Annotated in this window: 20 protein-coding genes and 1 pseudogene; 15 read left to right on the forward strand and 6 right to left on the reverse strand. The window is 67.5% G+C overall.

Annotated elements, in window-relative coordinates; translation table 11 throughout:
- The 10 genes from AC1DY5_RS12830 to AC1DY5_RS12875 all read left to right on the forward strand — a co-directional run.
- A partial coding sequence (locus AC1DY5_RS12830; RefSeq protein WP_478111787.1) for an archaeosortase/exosortase family protein occupies positions 1-531 on the forward strand: 531 nt, incomplete at its 5' end.
- A complete protein-coding gene (locus tag AC1DY5_RS12835; protein WP_478111789.1) occupies positions 512-1,084 on the forward strand; it encodes a hypothetical protein in 573 nt (190 codons plus the stop codon). The genes AC1DY5_RS12830 and AC1DY5_RS12835, both read left to right, overlap by 20 nt.
- A 7-nt stretch (positions 1,085-1,091) precedes the next feature.
- The gene (locus tag AC1DY5_RS12840) at positions 1,092-2,372 is read left to right on the forward strand and encodes a biosynthetic peptidoglycan transglycosylase (RefSeq protein ID WP_478111790.1); all 1,281 of its coding nucleotides are present in this window, start codon (positions 1,092-1,094) and stop codon (positions 2,370-2,372) included.
- Positions 2,373-2,459: 87 nt separating this feature from the next.
- The gene (locus AC1DY5_RS12845; RefSeq protein ID WP_478111792.1) at positions 2,460-3,572 is read left to right on the forward strand and encodes an ABC transporter ATP-binding protein; all 1,113 of its coding nucleotides are present in this window, start codon (positions 2,460-2,462) and stop codon (positions 3,570-3,572) included.
- A 75-nt stretch (positions 3,573-3,647) separates the two neighbouring features.
- Positions 3,648-4,919 carry an ABC transporter substrate-binding protein gene (locus AC1DY5_RS12850; protein WP_478111794.1) on the forward strand — a complete coding sequence of 424 codons (1,272 nt, stop codon included), beginning with the start codon at positions 3,648-3,650 and terminating at the stop codon, positions 4,917-4,919.
- A 46-nt stretch (positions 4,920-4,965) separates the two neighbouring features.
- On the forward strand, positions 4,966-5,889 hold the full coding sequence (locus AC1DY5_RS12855) for an ABC transporter permease (RefSeq protein ID WP_478111796.1): 924 nt from the start codon (positions 4,966-4,968) through the stop codon (positions 5,887-5,889).
- A 1-nt stretch (position 5,890) separates the two neighbouring features.
- Positions 5,891-6,781, forward strand: a complete 891-nt coding sequence (locus AC1DY5_RS12860) for an ABC transporter permease (RefSeq protein ID WP_478111798.1) — start codon at positions 5,891-5,893, stop codon at positions 6,779-6,781.
- The gene (locus AC1DY5_RS12865) at positions 6,781-7,512 is read left to right on the forward strand and encodes an aspartate/glutamate racemase family protein (RefSeq protein WP_478111814.1); all 732 of its coding nucleotides are present in this window, start codon (positions 6,781-6,783) and stop codon (positions 7,510-7,512) included. The genes AC1DY5_RS12860 and AC1DY5_RS12865 overlap by 1 nt, the downstream gene beginning before the upstream one ends.
- Positions 7,513-7,568: 56 nt before the next feature.
- Complete coding sequence (locus tag AC1DY5_RS12870; protein WP_478111800.1) at positions 7,569-8,474, forward strand: pirin family protein; 906 nt, start codon at positions 7,569-7,571, stop codon at positions 8,472-8,474.
- A gap of 149 nt (positions 8,475-8,623) precedes the next feature.
- On the forward strand, positions 8,624-9,181 hold the full coding sequence (locus AC1DY5_RS12875; RefSeq protein ID WP_478111802.1) for a Spy/CpxP family protein refolding chaperone: 558 nt from the start codon (positions 8,624-8,626) through the stop codon (positions 9,179-9,181).
- A 67-nt stretch (positions 9,182-9,248) separates the two neighbouring features.
- Here the strand turns inward: AC1DY5_RS12875 and AC1DY5_RS12880 are convergent, their stop codons facing one another.
- Entirely contained in the window at positions 9,249-9,680 is a 432-nt protein-coding gene (locus tag AC1DY5_RS12880; protein WP_478111804.1) for a serine/threonine protein kinase, read from the reverse strand.
- 257 nt (positions 9,681-9,937) lie between these two features.
- Here AC1DY5_RS12880 and AC1DY5_RS12885 point away from each other — a divergent pair, with 257 nt between their 5' ends.
- From AC1DY5_RS12885 to AC1DY5_RS12900, 4 genes are all read left to right on the forward strand, one after another.
- Positions 9,938-10,666 (forward strand): endonuclease/exonuclease/phosphatase family protein, encoded by a 729-nt coding sequence (locus tag AC1DY5_RS12885; RefSeq protein ID WP_478111815.1) that lies wholly within the window; start codon positions 9,938-9,940, stop codon positions 10,664-10,666.
- On the forward strand, positions 10,663-11,931 hold the full coding sequence (gene clsB / locus AC1DY5_RS12890) for a cardiolipin synthase ClsB (protein WP_478111805.1): 1,269 nt from the start codon (positions 10,663-10,665) through the stop codon (positions 11,929-11,931). Before AC1DY5_RS12885 ends, clsB begins: the two co-directional genes overlap by 4 nt.
- On the forward strand, positions 11,928-12,887 hold the full coding sequence (locus AC1DY5_RS12895; protein ID WP_478111806.1) for a lysylphosphatidylglycerol synthase domain-containing protein: 960 nt from the start codon (positions 11,928-11,930) through the stop codon (positions 12,885-12,887). The genes clsB and AC1DY5_RS12895 overlap by 4 nt, the downstream gene beginning before the upstream one ends.
- A 97-nt stretch (positions 12,888-12,984) precedes the next feature.
- A complete protein-coding gene (locus AC1DY5_RS12900) occupies positions 12,985-13,713 on the forward strand; it encodes a DUF4130 domain-containing protein (RefSeq protein WP_478111808.1) in 729 nt (242 codons plus the stop codon).
- On the opposite strand, the gene AC1DY5_RS12905 is transcribed toward AC1DY5_RS12900, so the two are convergent.
- Entirely contained in the window at positions 13,655-14,284 is a 630-nt protein-coding gene (locus AC1DY5_RS12905; protein WP_478111809.1) for an acyloxyacyl hydrolase, read from the reverse strand. The genes AC1DY5_RS12900 and AC1DY5_RS12905 overlap by 59 nt on opposite strands.
- Positions 14,285-14,406: 122 nt before the next feature.
- Between AC1DY5_RS12905 and AC1DY5_RS12910 the strand changes: the two genes are divergently transcribed.
- Positions 14,407-14,904, forward strand: coding sequence for a polyhydroxyalkanoate granule-associated phasin (locus AC1DY5_RS12910; RefSeq protein ID WP_478111810.1), 498 nt, complete (start codon positions 14,407-14,409; stop codon positions 14,902-14,904).
- Between the two features lie 53 nt (positions 14,905-14,957).
- Here the strand turns inward: AC1DY5_RS12910 and AC1DY5_RS12915 are convergent, their stop codons facing one another.
- From AC1DY5_RS12915 to AC1DY5_RS12930, 4 genes and pseudogenes are all read right to left on the reverse strand, one after another.
- Complete coding sequence (locus AC1DY5_RS12915) at positions 14,958-16,136, reverse strand: metallophosphoesterase (RefSeq protein ID WP_478111811.1); 1,179 nt, start codon at positions 16,134-16,136, stop codon at positions 14,958-14,960.
- Between the two features lie 161 nt (positions 16,137-16,297).
- Entirely contained in the window at positions 16,298-16,759 is a 462-nt protein-coding gene (locus AC1DY5_RS12920) for a hypothetical protein (protein ID WP_478111812.1), read from the reverse strand.
- A gap of 102 nt (positions 16,760-16,861) precedes the next feature.
- The gene (locus tag AC1DY5_RS12925) at positions 16,862-17,356 is read right to left on the reverse strand and encodes a hypothetical protein (RefSeq protein ID WP_478111813.1); all 495 of its coding nucleotides are present in this window, start codon (positions 17,354-17,356) and stop codon (positions 16,862-16,864) included.
- 609 nt (positions 17,357-17,965) lie between these two features.
- Positions 17,966-18,170 (reverse strand): annotated as a pseudogene (locus AC1DY5_RS12930) (retropepsin-like aspartic protease family protein); the annotation flags it as partial.

Genomic DNA, 18,170 nt, shown 5'->3' on the forward strand with positions numbered 1-18,170 from the left:
GCCATGCTCGCAGGGGCCTGCGGCCTGCTGGCCTTTCTGCCGCGCCAGGTGGCCGCGGGGCCGGTCGCCGGGCTGGCGGTGCTGGCGCTGCCGCTCTTGTCCTCGCTGCAGTTCTATGCCGGCTATCCGCTGCGTGTGGCCACCGCCGAAGCCAGCCGCTGGCTGCTGGCGCCAGCCTTCGAGATCGCGCGCGAGGGCAGCAGTCTGCGCATCTACGGCCAGTGGGTGATCGTCGACGCGCCCTGCTCGGGCGTGCAGATGGTCTGGCTCGGCTACTTCACGGCCTGCGTGGTGGCGCTCTGGGCCCGCCGCGACGACCGCGGCTTCCTGGCCCGGCTGCCGGCCGTCGGCGCCCTGGTGCTGCTGGGCAACATCGTGCGCAACAGCCTGCTGGTCGCCTTGGAAGCGGCCGGGCTCGCGCCGGCGCCATGGTTGCACGACGCCTTCGGCCTGGCACTGCTGGCAGCGGTCTGCGGCGGCATCGCATGGGTGATGAACCAGGGAGCACGACATGTCCATCGCGCTGCTTGACCGCTGCTTCGCCAACCGGTTCGTGCATCGCATGCTGCACAAGGCGCTGTTCGCGCTCGCCATGCTGCTCTGCCTGGCCTGGACGGGCAGCGCGGCGCTGCACCGGCCGCCGACCGCTGCCGCGTCTGCCACCTTCCACCAATGGCCCAGCGAGTGGGACGGTGCGCCCCTGCGGCCACTGGCGATGAGCGCCGTCGAACTCCGCTTCGCCGAGCAGTTCCCCGGCGCCATTGCACGCCTGACCGACGGCGAGCAGGTGCTGGTGCTGCGCCAGGTGAACGCGCCGACCCGCATGCTGCACCCGGCCGCCGACTGCTACCGCGCGCTGGGCTACGGCATCGCCCAGACCCGCCTCGAACGCGACCTGCACGAGCGACTGTGGCGCTGTTTCGTCGCCGAACGCGGCAGCACGAAAAAAATCCGGGTCTGCGAGCGCATCGTCGACGCCGGGGGCGGCGCTTTCACCGACACTTCAGCCTGGTACTGGGCGGCGGCCAGCGGCCGCTCGCGCGGGCCGTGGCAAGCTGTGACCCTGGCGAGACCGATCGAGTGAGACACATTTGTTGAAGAAAGCACTGGTTTACCTGCTTTTCGCGACCCTGGCCCTGGTTCTGACGGCGGCGGTCGCGGTGTACCTGATCCTGAAGGTGGCGCTGGCGCCCGGTCGGGACGAATGGCCGGCGCGCATCCAGGCCGGCCCGGTGGCGATCGATGTCGGCGTTCCGACCGCGATCCGGCTTGCCACCTCCCCCTGGTTCGCGCCCTGGCTCGCCGGCCGCACGATGGAGACCGCGCATGGACCGGTGCAGTTCGGCTGGGACCCCACGACCGAGACCCTCGAGCTCCGCTGCGCACCCTGCAGCGCGACCGTGCCGGCGCTGGGCACTGCACCGATCCGGCTCGACAGCCTGCGCGCCACGGTGCGCCGCGACACCGGCACGCTGAGCGGCGCGCTCGAAGCCTCGCCGCCGGCCCGGCAGCTGCCCGAGGGAGGCCGTGCCGACGACGGGATCCTGCGCGGGCGCTGGACCGGCCGACTCTCGCAACAGGCCCTGCAGATCGACATCCGCGTGCCCGAGATGCCCATCACGAGCTGGTACGCGGTGCTGTCGCCCGGCCTGCCCGAGCTGCAGCGCGCCCGCATTGGCGGCACACTGGCATTGAACGCCCAGGCGGCGCTGCCGGCCGGCACCTTCACGCTGCAGCCCCACATCACCGACTTCTCGGTCGACGGACTGGGCACCGAGACGATGGCCAATGCGCGCAGCCGCTGCGGCGCACCGAGCCGCCTTGGCAACGAGAGCTGGCTCGCGCGCGCCGTGATCGCCGCCGAAGACCAGCGCTTCTTCACCCATCCGGGCTACGACATCGCCGAACTGAGCGCTTCGCTCGAAATCAACCAGAAGGCGGCAAAGGCCGAGCGCGGCGGCAGCACGCTGAGCCAGCAGCTGGCCAAGATGCTAGTCACCGGTGCCGAGCAGAGCGCCGACCGCAAGCTACGCGAACTGCTCTACGCGGTCGAGATGGAGCAGACGCTGGGCAAGGCGCGAATCCTGCAGCTCTACCTCGACAACGCGCCCTGGGGCGCCCAGATTTGCGGCGCCGAAGCCGCGGCACGCACCTATTTCAAGCGCTCGGCCCGCAACCTCGAGCCGGCGCAGGCGGTTTGGCTGGCCGCCATGCTGAACAACCCGGCCGCCGCGGTGCGCAAGTGGCAGCAGGACGGCAACATCAACGTCGAGCGGGCGAAGTGGGTCGCCGAAGGCGTACGCGGCATCAGCAAGCCGCAGCGCGATGCCCTGCTGCGCAGTGTCGCGACGGCGCACTTCGCACCACCTTGACGCAAGCCGGCGCACGCACCAACCCGGCGCATCCGAGGGCCGGCGACGGGCCGGTTCGCTGGCACATGTCTTGCGATGGCATCCCCAATGGATGCTGTCACCTCCCCCCCGCCCGCAGCCGTTGAAATCGTTGCGCTGAGCAAGCGCTACGCCGCCGGCACGCCCCCGGCCGTCGACCAGATCGACCTGCGCATCGCCAGCGGCAGCTACTGCTGCCTGCTCGGGCCCTCGGGCTGYGGCAAGAGCACCACGCTGCGGATGGTCGCCGGCCACGAGTCGGCTTCCAGCGGCGACATCCTGCTCGACAACCGCAACATCACGAACCTGCCGGCGGCGGCGCGAGGCACCGCGATGATGTTCCAGAGTTTCGCGCTGTTCCCGCACCTGTCGGCGCTCGACAACGTCGCCTTCAGCCTCAAGATGAAGGGCGTCTCGAAGAACGAGCGCCACAAGCGCGCCGGCAACCTGCTGGAGCGCGTGGCGATGGGCCACCTGGCCGAGCGCAAGCCCGGCGAGCTGTCGGGCGGCCAGCAGCAGCGGGTGGCGCTGGCGCGGGCACTGATCACCGAACCGCGCGTGCTGCTGCTCGACGAGCCGCTGTCGGCACTCGATCCCTTCCTGCGGATCCAGATGCGCGCCGAGCTGCGGCGCTGGCAGAAGGAGCTCGGCCTGACCTTCATCCATGTCACGCACTCGCAGGAAGAAGCGATGGCGCTGGCCGACACCATGGTGGTCATGAACAACGGGCTGATCGAACAGGTCGGCGCGCCGCACCAGGTCTACAACCACCCGGCCAGCGAATTCGTGGCGCGCTTCATGGGCGGCCACAACGTGTTCGCGCTGAACGACGGACTGGTCGCCGTGCGCAACGACCACACGCGGATCTCGCCGGTGACCGGCGCCGCCGGCGAGCCGGGCATCCCGGCCCACGTCACCGACGTCGAATACCAGGGCACCTACGTGCTGCTCGGCCTGCGTCTCACGGGCGTGCGCCCCGAGCTCAGCGGCATCTCGGTGCTGCTGTCGGAAAAGGACTTCGCCAGCCGCAGCTATGCCGTCGGCGAGAGCGTGCGCATTTCCTGGGCCGAATCGGATGCCCGGACGCTGGGCCCGGGCGCCGTGCGCCCCGCCGCGCGCAACGGCGGCACGCCCGCKCCCCGCAACGCGCCGTTGGCGGCCCTGGCGACAATGGCGGCCTGAAAGAGCCCTCGGCGCCCGTCCCGTTCTTCCCTCCTCCGCCTTTTCTTCACCACCGCCTCCCAGGAGCGCCCTCTCATGTCCAAAAAAATCGAAACCTCCCCCGCCGGCGTGCAGCGCCGCACGCTGCTGCAGGGCACCGCGGGCATCCTCGCGGCCGGCGTGTTCCCGGCCATCCATGCGCAGGAGAAGATCGTGCTGCGCTACCTCGGCACCGCGGTCAACCAGGACAAGGCGATCGCCGAGAAGTTCAAGGCCGACACCGGCATCGAAATCCAGTACGTGGCCGTGACCACCGACGACGTCACCAAGCGCGCCGTGACCGCGCCGAACAGCTTCGATCTGATCGACACCGAGTACTTCTCGCTGAAGAAAATCGTGCCGACCGGCAACTTGAAAGGCATTGACACCAAGCGCGTGAAGAACGCCGACAAGATCACCAGCGTGTTCACCAAAGGCGAGGTCGCCGGCAAGAAGATCGGCAGCCAGGGCACGGCGCCGATCAAGGTGATCTTCCTCGAGGGCGAGAAGAGCAAGGTGTTCTCGAAGACGCCGACGCAGTTCATGTCGCTGATCCCGACCACCTACAACGCCGACACGCTGGGCATCCGGCCCGACCTGATCAAGCGCCCGATCGGCTCCTGGGCCGAGCTGCTGAACCCCGAGTTCAAGGGCAAGGCGGCGATCCTGAACATCCCGTCGATCGGCATCATGGACGCCGCGATGGTGGTGGAGGCCAAGGGCATCCACAAGTACGCCGACAAGGGCAACATGACCAAGGCCGAGATCGACCTGACGATCAAGACCCTGATCGAGGCCAAGAAGGCGGGCCAGTTCCGCGCGCTGTGGAAGGACTTCAACGAGTCGGTCAACCTGATGTCCTCGGGCGAGGTGGTGATCCAGTCGATGTGGTCGCCGGCCGTGACCGCGGTGCGCAGCAAGGGCATCGCCTGCACCTTCCAGCCCCTCAAGGAAGGCTATCGCGCGTGGGCCTCGGGCTTTGGCCTGCCGGCCACCTTGTCGGGCAAGAAGCTCGATGGCGCCTACGAGTTCATCAACTGGTTCCTCGACGGCTGGGCCGGCGCCTACCTGAATCGCCAGGGCTACTACAGCGCCGTGCTGGAAACCGCCAAGGCCAAGATGGAACCCTACGAGTGGGCCTACTGGATGGAAGGCAAGCCCGCCACGCAGGACATCAAGAGCCCGCAAGGCGACGTCATCGCCAAGGTCGGCGCGGTGCGCGACGGCGGCGGCTACGAGGAGCGCATGGGCGGCATCGCCTGCTGGAACGCGGTCATGGACGAGAACGAGTACATGGTCAGGAAGTGGAATGAATTCGTAGCGGCCTGATGGGTCGGCACCCTCTTCCCCAGAGAAGAGGCCGCAGAACAAGAACATGTCCGACGTCATCCGCGCCACCGCGACGGCAACCGCCTCGTCTCCCACCCGAACCGTCAAGGCCTGGTGGCAGGCGGCGCCGTTCGCGCTGGTGTTCCTGCTGTTCTTCCTGATTCCGCTGGCGCTGATCGCGATGGTCAGCCTGTGGGACTTCAACGAGTACGAGCTGATCCCGGCGATCTCGCCGCGCAACTACCTGAGCATCTTCGAAGGCTGCTCTCGCCTCACCGACAACGGCGACTTCTGCGTCACGCTGTCGACCTACATCAGCACGCTGAAGTTCTGCTTGCTGGTCTGGGGCATCACGCTCTTGATCGGCTTCTCGGTGGCCTACTTCCTGGCCTTCCACGTGCGCTCGCCGGGCATGCAGACCTTGCTGTTCGTGCTGTGCACGGTGCCCTTCTGGACCTCCAACGTGATCCGCATGATCTCGTGGGTCCCGCTGCTGGGCCGCAACGGCCTCGTCAACCAGGGGCTCATGGGCATGGGCCTGGTCGACTCGCCGGTCGAATGGCTGCTGTTCTCGGATTTCTCGGTGGTGCTGGCCTTCGTGCACCTCTACACGATGTTCATGATCGTGCCGATCTTCAACTCGATGATGCGCATCGATCGTTCCCTGCTCGAAGCCGCCAACGACTCCGGCGCCTCGGGCTGGCAGACGCTGTGGAACGTGATCGTCCCGCTGTCGCGCACTGGCATCCTGATCGGCTCGATCTTCGTCATCACGATCGTGATGGGCGACTTCGTCACGATCGGCGTGATGGGCGGCCAGCAGATCGCCTCGGTCGGCAAGATCATCCAGGTCCAGACCTCGTACCTGCAGTTCCCGCTGGCGGCCGCCAACGCGATGATCCTGCTGGCCGTGGTGCTGATGATCATCTGGGGCCTGACGCGCCTGGTCGACATCCGCAAGGAACTCTGACGTGAGCCAACGCATCGGTGAACAGCGCAGCGCGGGCTTCTGGCCCCTGGCGATAGTCTTCGCACTGTTCGTGGTCTTCCTCTACGGCCCGATGATCACGATCTTCGTGCTGAGCTTCCAGGGCCCCGAGGGCGGGCTCACCTTTCCGCTGCGCGGCGTCTCGCTGCACTGGTTCCGCAAGCTCGCCGAAGGTCTGGGCACGGTCGACATCGGCGCCGCCTTCGGCCGCTCGCTGATGCTGGGCACCGTGGTGATGGGATTCACCGTGCTGCTGTCGGTGCTCGCGGGCCTGGCCTTCCGCAAGCACCTCAAGGGTGGCAACGCACTTTTCTTCATCACGGTGGCGAGCCTGATCATGCCGTCGATCATCGTCTCGCTCGGCATCGGGCTGCAGTTCCGCCTGCTCGACACCGGCATCAAGTCAGCGCTCGGCGCGATCGGCGCCGAAGGCACGCTCGAGAGCTACGGCACGGCGCTCGGCCTCCTCAGCTCGGCGCTCGGGGCCCATCTGACCTGGACCCTGCCGTTCGGCCTGTTGATCATGTTCGCGGTCTTCAACCGCTTCAATCCCGCCTACGAAGAGGCCGCGCGCGACCTCGGCGCCACGCCCTGGCAAAGCTTCCTGCACGTGGTGCTGCCGCTGATCGGGCCGTCGGTGGTCGGCATCGGCATGTTCGGCTTCACGCTGAGCTGGGACGAGATCGCGCGCACCTCGCAGGCCATCGGCGACGTCAATACGCTGCCGCTCGAGCTGCAGGCGCTGACCTCGACCGTGACCACGCCATCGATCTACGCACTGGGCACGGTGACCACCGTCGTGTCCTTCGCGGTGATGGCAATCGCGCTCGGGTCGGCGGCCCTGCTGCGGCGGCGGTCGTCGCGCCGAGGATGATGGCCAGGCTGCTCGTCATCAACCCGAACACCTCGGCGACGGTGAGCGGGTTGCTGCAGCAGCACCTGCAGGCGCAGCTGGCAGGCGCCATCGAGGTCCACGCGATCACCGCCCGCTTCGGCGCCCCCTACATCGCCAGCGAGGCCACCTACGCGGTGGCACAGCACGCGGTGCTCGACGCCTGGGCCACGGCCTATGCCCACGGCGAGCGGCCTGACGCGGTCCTGATCGGCTGCTTCGGCGACCCGGGACTGTTCGCGTTGCGCGACGGCGCCGGCGTGCCGGTCGGCGGCCTGGCCGAGGCCGCTTTCGCGGCGGCGGCCCGGCACGGCCGCTTCGCCATCGTCACCGGCGGCGAACGCTGGCGGCCGATGCTCGAGCGTCTGGCGTCCTCGCTCGGCTTCTCCGCCTCGCTGGCCGGCATCCACACGGTCGCACCCAGCGGCGCCCAACTGGCGCAGGACCCCGTCGGCGCCCGCAGCCTGCTGGCCGATGCCTGTCTGGACGCCGCGAAGCGCTTCCAGGCTCAGGCCGTGATCCTGGGCGGCGCCGCCCTCGCCGGCATGGCCGCCGACATCGCCGGCGCCGTGCCGGTGCCGCTGATCGACAGCGTGAGCGCCGGCGGCCAGTGGGCGCTCGAGGCGATGCGAAGCGCCGCACCCGCCGGCGCCGCCAGCGGCTTCGGCGTCTCCTGGCAAAGCGTCTCCTGGGAGCTCGAGGCGCTGGGCTGACCCTGGCGACAGCCCCACCGGTAGCGCGGTCGCCCCAACCATGCCACCATGCCGCCATGAGCACCCCCTCCCATGCCCATCCCTCCCACGCGGTCGAGCCGCTGTCGCTCTCGCAACCGCGCGGCATCGACCAGATCGTGGCCGGCGTCTCGACCAGCGACGGCGACGGCGTCAAGCTCACGCGTGTGCTGCACCAGCCGCTGCAGCAGCGGCTCGACCCCTACCTGATGCTCGATGCCTTCGGCAGCGACAACCCGGGCGACTACGTCGGCGGCTTTCCGAGCCACCCGCACCGTGGTTTCGAGACCGTGACCTACATGATCTCCGGACGCATGCGCCACCGCGACAGCGCCGGCCACGAAGGCCTGCTGTCGAATGGCGGCGTCCAGTGGATGACCGCCGGCCGCGGCCTGGTGCACAGCGAGCTGCCCGAGCAGGAAGAAGGCCTCATGGAAGGCTTCCAGCTGTGGCTCAACCTGCCGGCCAAGGAAAAAATGCGCGAGCCCTGGTATCGCGACATCCAGAGCGCCGAGATTCCCGAGTTCATCACCCCGGCCGGTGCCCACGTCCGCGTGATCGCGGGCGCAAGCCACGGCGTGCAGGGCGCGGTGCATCGCGCGCACACCGAGCCTCTCTACCTCGATGTCACGCTACCTCCCGGGGTCGAGTTCGCGCAGCCGCTGCTGGACGACCGCAACGCCCTTGTCTACGTGTTCCGCGAGTCGCTCTATATCGGCAGCGCCGAGATTCCGACCAAGCGCATGGCGATCCTGGCCAACGAACCCGGCAGCGACGGGGTCGTGCTGCGCGCGCCGGCGTCGAACCACAGCCCGGCCCGCGCGCTGCTGATCGCCGGCAAGCCGCTGCACGAGCCGATCGCGCAATACGGACCGTTCGTGATGAACACGCGCGAGCAAGTCACGCAGGCGGTGCACGATTTCCAGAACGGCAAGCTGGCCTGAAGCACCGAGGCGGCCCGGCGCGCATCGGGCGGTTCATTCTTCTTTACCGGCGCTCACACCGGACTCACGATCGGGATACATCGCGGCTTCAGACTTCGACTCACCTGCTGCCCCTTGGTGGCAGGCTTCTTCGAAAGGAAGCCACTCTCATGATCCCGTCTCGCAAAAGCCTTCTCTGGGCCGGCCTGCTGGCCTCGGCCACCTTCGCTTCGTCCGGTGCCTTCGCGCAGGCGCCGCTGACGGCTCCCCCGCCGCCCGCCGCCGAGGCCCGGCCGGGGGCCCAGGCGCCCGCCAAGCCCCAGCTCCAGCGGGCCGAGCGCTTCGAGCGCATGCAGGCGCACCGGGCCCAGCGCCTGGCTGCGTTGAAGGAGAAGCTCAAGCTGACCCCGGCGCAGGAAAATGCTTGGAACAGTTTCGCGGCGGCGCAGCAGCCGCCAGCCCGCCCCGCCGGGCAAGCCGACGCCGATCGCGCCGAGTTCGCCAAGCTGACCACGCCGCAGCGTCTCGACCGCATGCAGGCCCGACAGGCCGAACGCAGCGCGATGTTCGCCCAGCGCGCCGACGCCACCCGCAGCTTCTACGCCACGCTAACGCCGGAGCAGCAGAAGACCTTCGACGCCGAGTCGATGCCGCGCATCGGCCCCCATGGTCCTGGCGGCCCTGGCGGCCACCATCACCACGCCGCCCCGCCGCCCGCGAAAAGCTGACAGGCCCCACGGACAAAAGCCCCGGAGCTCGCGCTCCGGGGCTTTTTCCGCTGTGCGGCGACTTCGATCACTGCGGCGTGCCAGTCTTGTCGGTCGGGTTGGTCGGCACCGCCGGGCGTTCGCCCTTGGCACCGAAGCGCGGCTTCTCCTTGCGCGCCATCTGGCTGACCTCCCCGCGCGACATCTCGCCGGTCGGCGGCGGCATGGCATTCGGCTGATGGTTCACCATGGTTGACGCCTCGCCCTTGGGCACGTTGTTGGTGGCGTTGCTGCGGTTGTGGATGCGGGCCTCGGATTTGACCACTTCGCGCGAAGCCGGATCGCTGCCATCGGGGCGCTGGGTCGGATTGCCGACGCCTGCCGGGGTCTTGGTGCTGGCCTGGCCGGCCACCGCCGGATCGGGCTGGGCCGGCATCGAGGTGCTGCCTTGGGCCATGGCGAGGCTCGTCATGCCCATCAGGCCGGCGAGTGCGGCGGATGCAAGGATTCGTTGCTTCATGATGGCTCCTGTCTCTCGGTTCGTTGAACAACACGAGCCTGTTCTTCAGGCTCAAAATGCACCGTAGGAGGGCGGTGGCAACGTCGATGTGGGGTTGCGGCCGGCCGGCCTGTAGGAGCCGCCCTTCGATGCGCGCAGGCCGCAGCAGGAGGTGGCGCGTTCCTACAGCCGCATCGCGCCGCCCGCCTTACAAGCATTCTGTGCAGCCTCTTTCGCATTCGACCGCCGTGACCGCGCCGCCCACCTCGCTCAAGGTCATGACCGTGAACACCCACAAGGGCTTCACGGCGCTGAACCGCAAGTTCATCCTGCCGGAGTTGCGCGAGGCGGTGCGCACGGTCGGCGCTGACGTGGTCTTCCTGCAGGAGGTGCTGGGCACCCACTCGCGCCATTCGCGCAAGATCGACAACTGGCCGGAGGCCCCGCACTACGAGTTCCTGGCCGACACCATGTGGCCCCAATTCGCCTATGGCCGCAACGCCGTGTATCCAAGGGGGCATCACGGCAACGCGGTGTTGTCCAAGTTTCCGATCGTGCATTACCGTAACCACGACGTCTCGATCGTCGGGCCCGAGAAGCGCGGCCTGCTGCACTGCGTGTTGCGGCTGCCGGCGCGGCCGATCGACGTTCACGTGATCTGCGCACACCTCGGGCTGGCCGAGAACCACCGGGTCCAACAACTCGAGTTGCTGTGCCACATCGTGCGCGACGAGGTCCCCGCGGATGCGCCGCTGATCGTGGCCGGCGACTTCAACGACTGGCGCAGCCGCGCCCACCAAATCCTCGAGCAGGCGGTGTCGCTGCGCGAAGTCTTCGTGCAGGCCTATGGCAGCGCCGCCCGGACCTTTCCTTCGCGCTTCCCGTTGCTGCCCCTGGACCGCATCTACGTGCGCAATGCGGGCGTGCATTCGCCGGTGGTGCTGCCGCGCAAGCCCTGGTCGCATCTGTCCGACCATGCACCGCTGGTGGCGGAGATCGCGCTGTGAACGACACCACCACTGAAACTGAAGCCAGGCCGACCACCAGCGGGCGCTGGACCGGCGGCAACCGCGTCGAGTTGCTGGAGAACGGCGAGCAGTTCTTCCCGCGCGTCTTCGACGCCATCCGCCAGGCCCGGCGCGAGGTCATCATCGAGACTTTCATTCTGTTCGAGGACAAGGTTGGCGATCAGCTGCACGCGGCCCTGCGCGCGGCAGCGGCACGCGGCGTCAAGGTCGACCTCATGATCGATGGCTTCGGCTCGCCCTCGTTGTCGCCCGAGTTCATCTCGGGGCTGACTTCCACCGGCGTCAAGGTCCGGGTGTTCGATCCCGGCAAGCGCTTCTTCGGCCAGAGGCTCAACGTCTTCCGGCGCATGCATCGTAAGATCGTGGTCGTCGATGGCTCGCTGGCATTCGTCGGCGGCATGAACTACTCGGCCGACCACCTGCTCGACTTCGGCCCGAAGGCCAAGCAGGACTATGCGGTCGCGCTGGTCGGGCCGATCGTCGCGGAGATCCATCGCTTCGTGCTGCAGGCGATCGCCGTCGGCGGCAAGGGCCCGAGCTGGTTCCGGCGCCGGATCAAGGCGGCCACACAGATCAACAACGCGCCCGCAGGCGACGCCGCTGCGCAGTTCGTGACGCGCGACAACCGACGCCATACCAACGACATCGAGCGCCACTACCTCGCCGCGATCCGCAGCGCACGGCAGCGCATCGTGATCGCCAATGCCTACTTCTTTCCCGGCTACCGGCTGATCAAGGAATTGCGCCGAGCCGCGCGGCGCGGCGTCGACGTCTGCCTGATCCTGCAAGGCGAACCGGACATGCCGTTCGTCAAGGTGGCGGCGAGCATGCTCTATCACCACCTGCTGCATGCCGGCGTGCGGATCTACGAATACTGCGAGCGCCCGCTGCACGGCAAGGTGGCGCTGGCGGACGACCAGTGGAGCACCGTCGGCTCGAGCAACCTTGACCCGCTGAGCCTGTCGCTGAACCTCGAGGCCAACGTGGTCGTGCGTGACAAGGCCTTCAACCAGGTGCTGTGGGAGCGGCTCGACACGCTGATGCAGAACAATTGCAGGCAAATCGAGGCGTCAGAGCTGAGCGAATGGAGCGGCTGGCGGCTGGTGCGCAGCTTCGTCATCTTCCACTTGCTGCGCTGGTATCCCTCGTGGCTCGGCTGGCTGCCGCGCCACGCACCGAAGCTGCAGCCGCTGCATCCGCCGCAGGCGCAAACCGGCGGCGCCACGCAAACGGACGCGGCATGACGTCCGGCGCCACCGGCGGCTGGATCTGGGTCAAGCGCACAGCCGCATGGCTCTTCTTCGCGCTCGTGCTGGTGCTGATCGCGCGCCAGGCCCGCATGGTCGACTGGGGCGACGTACTGGCCTCCCTGCGCGCCATTCCGCTGCCGGCGCTGCTGGCGGCCACCGCACTCGCCGCCTGCAGCCACCTGCTCTACAGCACCTTCGACCTGCTCGGCCGACGCATGACCGGGCACCGACTCGGCACCGGCGTGGTCATGCGCGTCACCTTCATCAGCTACGCCTTCAACCTCAACCTCGGCGCCCTGGTCGGGGGCGTCGCCTTCAGGTACCGCCTTTATTCCCGGCTGGGCCTGGACAACCTGACGATCACGCGGGTGCTCGGCTTCAGCATGCTGACCAACTGGCTCGGCTACCTGGTGCTGGCGGGTGCGGTCTTCTGCTTCTTTCCGATGACGCTGCCGCCGGATTGGAAGATGGACGGCGAGGGACTGCGGATCCTCGGCGCCCTGCTGCTGGCGGCAGGCGGGGCCTACCTCGGGCTGTGCGCTATCGCGCGGCAACACACCTGGCGCCTGCGCGGCCATGAACTGGACACGCCCTCGCTGCGCATGGCCTTGCTGCARCTCGCGATGTCGATGTTCAACTGGTCGGTGATCGCCAGCGTGGTCTGGGTGCTGCTGCTGCGCCAGCTGCCCTATCCCGAGGTGCTGGCCGTGATGCTGGTCGCCGCAGTCGCTGGTGTCATCACCCATGTGCCTGGCGGGCTGGGTGTGCTCGAGGCGGTGTTTCTCGCGCTGCTCGGCCACCGGCTGCCGCAGGGCACGCTGCTGGGCGCACTGCTGGCCTACCGGGTCATCTACTACCTGCTGCCCCTCGCGCTCGCCGCGATGGCCTACGTCGCCACCGAACTGCACGCCAGGAGACTGCGGACCAGCGACCGGTCGGTCGCGCGCTGAGAACGCATCTGGTGCGACGGCCGCGCCAGTGCAGGCCTCTGTGTTTTGCGCCTGCGCGCCTACAACCCGTCCATCGGCGCCCGCCTAAGTTCGCCTTATGTCGCACTACACCATCACCCTCGCAGGGGAGACCGACGCGCCGGGCTTTCGGCGCGAGGCGCGCTCGCTGCTCGCGGCTCTCGTCGCACCGGAACGGGTGAGCTGGGCGGTCGACGACCGGGCCAGGGCGGAGCGCTTCTCGAAGGCCTTCGGCCCTGCCGCGCCGCGCGCCGCCTCCGGCGCCGGCATCACCCACCCGCTGGTGCCACGCTCTTTCATGTCGCTGTGCGAGATCGTGCTCCTGCACAAGGCGCCGGTGCGCTTCGAACTGCTTTATCGCCTGCTGTGGCGGCTGGTGCACGAACCCGGGCTGCAAGCCGATCCGCTCGATGTCGATCGACGGCAGGCGCTCCACATGGCACAGGCGGTCCGGCGCGACATGCAGAAGATGAAGGCCCTGGTCCACTTCAGCGTCATCGACGAGCCAGCCGACACCGAGGCGCTGCACCTGGCCTGGTTCGACCCCGCGCACCATATCGTCGAGGCGGTGGCCCCCTCCTTCGCACGACGCCTCGCGCCGCTGCGATGGGCGATCCTGACGCCCGAGCGCAGTGTCCGCTGGGATGGCCACCTGCTCGAGTTCGGTCCCGGCGCGCCGCGGCCCGCCCCGGCCGAAGCCTTTGACAGCTATCTCGACATCTTCCAGATGACATCCGACCGCACTGCGCTCAGAAGCGATAGAGATAGCGCAGCCGGACAAAGGTCTCGCCTGGGTTCGGCTCCTTGATGCCCGCGTTCGAGACGTGCTGCAGGCGCAGCGATAGCTCGTGCTCGCCCTGATGGCCGAAGCTGCGTCCGGCACTGACTTGCTCCGTGAACTGGAAGGCCGTGCTGAACTCCCGCTCTGGCGTGCGGTAGATGCTGTTCATCAGCGTCCCACCGATACCAGCCTCGACGAACCACRGCGAGTCGCCTTGAACGAAACGGTAGCGCCAGTTGGCGATCACCCCCAGTTGCGTGTAGTTACGCACGTTAACGCCGTCCCGGTTGAGCGCGCGCCACTGGCTGAGGAAGAAATCCCAATAGAAAGAGAGCGCGCCCTCCTGGGCCGCCTGTCCGTGGGTCCACGGCAGCACCACGCCGAAAGTCAAGGAATCGGTGTTCTCATTCGCGCGAATCGACTGCCCCAGGTCCAGGTAGACACCCAGCGCGTTGTCGAGGTCGGCGGCCGAGACGGCAAGGGAAAGCGAACAGCATGCTGCACTCAGCAGTATCCGGGCTCGGCGCGAGGGGTTGGACATTGTTTTGGACACGCGTTGATGCGAAGTAACCAGCTTCTCAAGGATGGTGTGCGACATCGACCTACACCAACCTGACCACAAAACTAGGACGACATCCCCAAAGTATTGTTGCAGTGCAGCAAAAATGCCCTTGGAGGTCTATAGTCGGGTTCGCTCTTTGCATAAAGTCCAAGACCTCCATGACTCCCAGCCTCTCTTCCCCACGCTTCTTCAACCCGCTCATGCTGTGGGTCAATGTGGCCTTGAAGACCCATGAGATGCTGCTGTCGGCCGGCTCGGTGATTCAGATGCGCACCGAGCGCATGGCCAAGGCCGGCCTCTCGCCCAGCGAGGTCGACATGGCCGAGTTCCAGCTCATGAGCCACGAGAAACTGGCGGCGGCCAGCGAATCAGGCGTCGCGATGGCCAACCAGTTGCACACCACCCAGTTCGCCCTCGTGAACCGTGCGGTGAAGCACTGGCTGAGCAGCGGCTTGGCGCTGTTCTCGCTCGCCACCAGCACCACTCCGGCGCAGGCGGTGAGCCATGCCGAAGCCTTCGGCAGCGCCGCCGCACGCACTGCCGAAGTGGCCAGCCATCTGTCCAGCTCGAGTGCGCGCATCGTCCAGCGCGGCCTCAAGCCAATCCATGCCAAAGCCACCTCGAACGCGCGCCGCCTCTCGGCCGAGCAGGACTGACGCGATGCCGCGCGGCTTGGTGAGCCGCGCGCTTCGTCAAGCCAGCCTGAGACTCACTCCGGTATCAGCCGCAGCAAGGTGATCTCGGAGGGTGCGCCGAATCGTTTCGGCGGGCCCCAGTAGCCGGTGCCGCGGCTGGTGTAGACCCACATCTCGCGCAGCTTGTGCAGGCCGGCCGTGAAGGGCTGCTGCAGCGGCACGAACAGGTTCCACGGAAAGAACTGGCCGCCATGCGTGTGGCCCGAGAGCTGCAGGTGGTAGCCGGCCTCGGCGGCCTGGGGCGCACTGCGCGGCTGATGCGCCAGCAGCACCCGCGTGTGCACCAGCGGCGGTGCATCGGCCAGCGCGCGGTGCGGGTCGCTGGCATGTGCCGCATCGAAGTGCCCCGCGGTGTAGTCGGTCACGCCGGCGATCAGCAGCGCACTCCCTACCACTTCCTCGTCCGTCTGCGCGCCTTTCACGTTGCGCGTCTGGAGCACCACGTGCTCGTTGAGCAGCACGCGCAGGCCGAGCCGCCGCAGCTCCTCGATCCAGGCATGGGCACCGGCGTAGTATTCGTGGTTGCCGGTCACCACGAAGGTGCCGTGCCGGGCTTTGAGTTGCTCCAGCGGTGCGATGTGCTCGCGCAGTTCGGCCACCGTACCGTCGACCAGGTCGCCGGTGATCGCGATCATGTCGGCGCCCAGCGCGTTCACCGCATTGACGATGCGCTGGATATAGCCCCGCTTGATGGTCGGTCCGACGTGAATGTCGCTGAGCTGTGCGATCGTGAAGCCGCTCAGCGCCGAGGGCAGGTCGCGGATCGGCACATCGACCCGCACCACGCCCGCGGTGCGGCGCGCGTTCAGCAGGCCGACCAGCGAAGTCGCGCTCGCCACCAGAGGCACCGCGGCGGCGCTCCAGGAACGCCAGTGCGCCCAGTCGACGCTCGCCCCGGACACCGACGCACCGAGCCAGCCGACCAGCAGGCCGGCGTCACGCACCAGCGTGAGCAGCAGCAGCGACGAGAACCATCCCATGCTGACGAGGCCGATCCATTTCCAGCCGTCGGCGAACGGCCGTCTCTCGGACCGCATGCCGACGAAGGGCATCGGCATGGTCGCAGCCGACACCAGCAGCGCCAGCCCCAACAGCGACCACGCGAACGGCAAGCCAGCGAGCGCCGGCAACAGGCGCAGCCCGATGTAGACGTGCAGCAGCGTGGTGAGAAGAATGAGGGGGCGAAGCGGCATCGGGGCCTAGGAGGACGGGCAGCGCCCGGACATACTATGTGCGAGCGATACGCTCCACATTCAAGGTGCGTGCCATGCTTGGGCAGCCCTGTATTTTCCCACGCTTGGTTGCGCGCCGCGCCGCGCATTTTTGTCGAAGAGCGACGCAGGCTCCCCGCATTTCAGGAATGCAGGCCGGATTCCGTGCCGCCGGGCCAGACGAACACGGTCCGCTTCGGCTGCCACGGCAGCACGTCGATCTGCTGCGTCAGGGTCTGGCCCGCCCGCGTGGCCTCGACCTCGTAGCGGCCCGGCTCCAGCCGCGCCACCAGGAAGGGGCCGCCGGTGCTGATCTGGCTCAGCAGCGCACGGCCCGATGCGTCTCGAACGGTCAGCACGACATCGGCGGCCGAGACCTGCCGCCTGCCCTCCTTGACCGCGAACTCGAAACTGGCCGGCCAGCGGGGCTCGATGCTCTGCATCAGCGCCGCTTCCTCGCTGCTGGTGCCGCCGCCCATGTATTCGACGCCGTTCGCCATGTGGATGGGCGGGTTGTAGACCGCATGCGCCGCCAGCGCACCGGAAAGCGCCACGGCGCCCAATGCGAGGGCGGCCTGCGGCCGCCAGGAACGATGTGCAATCATCGTGAAGTCCTTGGCTCGGGTTGGCATGAGTAGAGCTTCATGCCGACACTGTCGGCAATGAAACTTAAGCCAACCTGATCGCCGGCGCGCCAAGCGGGCGACTCAGCGGCCGGTCTGCACCGACGCCTGCTGCTCGAGCCGCGGCAATCCCATCGCGGCGGCGAAATCGACATTCGACGGCCAGACGAACTGCACCTTCGAACTCAAGCCGGTGAACACCGTCAGCGACTGCTGCAGCGTGATCCCGGCCAGCGTGGCTTCGACCTCGTAGGCGCCGGGATCGAGCCGTGCCAGCATGAATGGCGAGCCGGTGGTCGCTTCCATCACCAGCCGGCCCGAATAACGTTCGCGCACCAACACTTTCACATCGCTCGGAAACTGGCCCGGCCGTCCGCGGCTGACCGCGAATTCGAGGCTGGCAGCCCAGCGCGGCGCCACTGTCTGCATGAAGGCCGCTTCCGCGCTGCTCTGGCCGCCGCACATGTATTCGATTCCCTGGGCCACCCGGATCGGCGGATTGGTGACCGCCTGCGCCGAATTGAACATGCCGACGATTGCCAGGGCGGTGGCGGGGCGCCAAAACCGGTTCGGGTTCATTGCTGTGCTGTCCTTGCTCATAGATGGCGACTCATCGCCGGCCATTCTGCTTAGCAAGAGTCGGGCTAGGAATAGCGTTTACGCGAAGTGACGCCTCCGAAAAGCTCCAGACACTGAAAACACATGAGGACCCGCGGTTTCCGACCGCAGCCGACCTGTAGAGCGGGTCCACAAGCTGCCCAGCGGTTGGCGAACTGCAGACATCGAGATGGCGTTGTTCAAGTGGGCGGAAAGCCTGTCGCACTGTGTACGCAAGGTATGTGAAGGAGCGGGCCAACGCTCGGAATCTCGGCGACAGCCGTGCGGGCCGGAAGCCCGCGACAGGTCCGTTCTAGGGGGGCGATGGACCAGACGACGACAAGGGGATCGGTCGAAGGTCGGCTGTTGACCGGCTCCGGCTGATCGACTTCCCAGGAGCAAGGACGCGAATGCAGCGGGAGCGGCCTTTCCCTGCCGATTTCAGGCAACAAGCCCTCAAGAAGCTCGCCATGGTGCCGAAGAAGCCGGCGACGAAAACCCCGTTGATCCGACCGGTTGAACTGATGAGGCAACCGGTAATCCGATTGATTGCCGTTCCGTTGAGACAGCCCGCGTCGAAGCCACCATCGGTTACGGCGTCCTAGTCCGAATCACCATCTGCCGATCGTTCATCGTGATGTCGAAATTCCGCAGGAAACTCTGACCCAGTAGAACTTCGCCTTCCTGCCCGGCAGTGCCAACTGCAACGGTTGCGGCCGGGACAGAAAACGATCCAACAATTACGGTGACGCCTTTGATTAGGTGGCCGGCACGGACCCCGTTTGCAGTATTGAAT

This window comes from Variovorax sp. P4_D9, assembly GCF_056401695.1.

What these genes read in the sequence shown, in the direction of transcription:
- AC1DY5_RS12855 (WP_478111796.1), top strand. Translation starts at nt 4,966, where the DNA reads ATGTCCGACGTCATCCGCGCCACCGCGACGGCAACCGCCTCGTCTCCC.
- AC1DY5_RS12835 (WP_478111789.1), top strand. Translation starts at nt 512, where the DNA reads ATGTCCATCGCGCTGCTTGACCGCTGCTTCGCCAACCGGTTCGTGCAT.
- AC1DY5_RS12880 (WP_478111804.1), bottom strand. Translation starts at nt 9,680, where the DNA reads ATGAAGCAACGAATCCTTGCATCCGCCGCACTCGCCGGCCTGATGGGC.
- AC1DY5_RS12925 (WP_478111813.1), bottom strand. Translation starts at nt 17,356, where the DNA reads ATGAACCCGAACCGGTTTTGGCGCCCCGCCACCGCCCTGGCAATCGTC.
- AC1DY5_RS12885 (WP_478111815.1), top strand. Translation starts at nt 9,938, where the DNA reads ATGACCGTGAACACCCACAAGGGCTTCACGGCGCTGAACCGCAAGTTC.
- AC1DY5_RS12865 (WP_478111814.1), top strand. Translation starts at nt 6,781, where the DNA reads ATGGCCAGGCTGCTCGTCATCAACCCGAACACCTCGGCGACGGTGAGC.
- AC1DY5_RS12920 (WP_478111812.1), bottom strand. Translation starts at nt 16,759, where the DNA reads ATGATTGCACATCGTTCCTGGCGGCCGCAGGCCGCCCTCGCATTGGGC.
- AC1DY5_RS12850 (WP_478111794.1), top strand. Translation starts at nt 3,648, where the DNA reads ATGTCCAAAAAAATCGAAACCTCCCCCGCCGGCGTGCAGCGCCGCACG.
- AC1DY5_RS12915 (WP_478111811.1), bottom strand. Translation starts at nt 16,136, where the DNA reads ATGCCGCTTCGCCCCCTCATTCTTCTCACCACGCTGCTGCACGTCTAC.
- AC1DY5_RS12870 (WP_478111800.1), top strand. Translation starts at nt 7,569, where the DNA reads ATGAGCACCCCCTCCCATGCCCATCCCTCCCACGCGGTCGAGCCGCTG.
- AC1DY5_RS12875 (WP_478111802.1), top strand. Translation starts at nt 8,624, where the DNA reads ATGATCCCGTCTCGCAAAAGCCTTCTCTGGGCCGGCCTGCTGGCCTCG.
- AC1DY5_RS12910 (WP_478111810.1), top strand. Translation starts at nt 14,407, where the DNA reads ATGACTCCCAGCCTCTCTTCCCCACGCTTCTTCAACCCGCTCATGCTG.
- AC1DY5_RS12900 (WP_478111808.1), top strand. Translation starts at nt 12,985, where the DNA reads ATGTCGCACTACACCATCACCCTCGCAGGGGAGACCGACGCGCCGGGC.